The 1,526-nt window shown below is 65.5% G+C and carries 1 pseudogene; it reads right to left on the reverse strand.

The annotated features are described in order from the left end of the window. Positions 1-1,526 (reverse strand): annotated as a pseudogene (locus K5D32_RS25675) (adhesin); the annotation flags it as partial.

Consider the following 1,526-nt stretch of genomic DNA (forward strand, 5'->3'; position numbering starts at 1 on the left):
GTGTCGCCGGTCAGGCTCAGCGCCCCCAGGGCGAAGAGTTGCCCGCCCTGCTGTTGCAGGTTGCCGATCACGGCGGTCAGGGCTTTCTTGCTGGACATCTCGCCCTGGGCGTTGTTGCCGGTCGCGGCGCTTATTTCAAGGTCGCCATCGGCAATCACGGTGCCTTTGACGTTGCTCAGGGCCTGGTCGACGGTGAGGATCATACCCGCCCGGCTGCTGATCAGGCCTTCGGCGTTGTCCAGGCTGTCGCTGTCGATGTTCAGGCCGGTGGCCGACACGGTGCCCTTGAGGTTTCTGAAAAACTCGACCAGGTCCAGGGTCAGCCCCTGGCTGCTCAGCAGCTTGCCGCCGCTGTTGTCCAGGCTGTGGGCCGTCAGGGTAAAGGCCTGGGCGCTGGAGATTTCGCCGCCCTGGTTGTCCACCGCCTTGAGGTTTTTCAGCAGCAGCGCGCCGGGGCTGTTGATCAGGCCGCCCTGGTTGTTCAGTTGCCCGTGATTGAGGTCCAGGCTCAGGCTGGTGTTGCTGAACAGCTCGCCGCCCTGCTGGTCCAGGCTTGTGACGCTGGCGGTCAGGGCCAGCGCACTGGCGATACGGCCCGCGCTCTGGTTGATGACTTTACCGGCAATCAGTTCCAGGGTGTCGCTACTGGTCAGTTGTCCGCCCTGGCTGTTGTCGAAGGCACCGGTGGTGACGGTGGTGGCGCCCAGGCCGGACAGCTTGCCTTTCTGGCTGTTGTCCAGGCTGGCGCTGACCACCGTCAGGGCCGCATCGGTGGTGATCGAACCGCTCTGGTTGATCAGCGCGCCGTCGGTGGTGACCTTGAGCGCCTCGGCGCTGGACAGCGTGCCGCCGGTGTTGTCCAGGGAATCGGCCTTGACCGTCAATGCCGTTTCGCTGCTGAGCAGACCGCCGCGGTTGTCCAGGGCGCCGGTCAGGGTCAGGGTCTGGGCCTGCTGGCTGGCCAGGGTGCCCCCGGCGTTGTCCAGGCGTTTACCGTCCAGGGTCAGGGTCTGGCCGAACAGCAGGCCCTTGTTCTCGTTGATGACCCGCTCGACGAGCAGTTGCAGGACGGTCCCGGCCAGCACCTTGCCGCCGTCGCGGTTATTGAGTTGTTCACCGATGACGTCCACGCCCACCTGGCTGGAGAGTTCGCCGGCGCGGTTATCAATGGCGTCGACCTCGAGTTTCAGCGCTTTTGTGGCACCCACCAGGCCACCGGCCCGGTTGTCCAGGCGCTGGCCGGTCAGGGTCAGGGTGCCCTGGGCCACCAGTTCACCGCCCTGCTGGGTCACGGTGTCGACGGTGGCGCTCAGGTTGTTCTGGCTGGCGATGCGACCCTGGCCGTTGAGCAGCGTGTCGGCCTGTAGCGTCATCACGCCCACGGCGTTGAGCAGGCCGTTCTGGTTATTCAACTGGGTGCCGATGAATGTCAGCCCGGCCTGGCCGGTGATGGCACCCTTCTGCGCGGCGCTCAGGCCGGTCTGGCGATTGTCGAGGTCACCGATCAGCAGCGTCATCAGCTTGTC

This window comes from Pseudomonas cichorii, from assembly GCF_019719005.1.
In the GTDB taxonomy this organism is placed as follows: Bacteria; Pseudomonadota; Gammaproteobacteria; order Pseudomonadales; family Pseudomonadaceae; genus Aquipseudomonas; species Aquipseudomonas cichorii_E.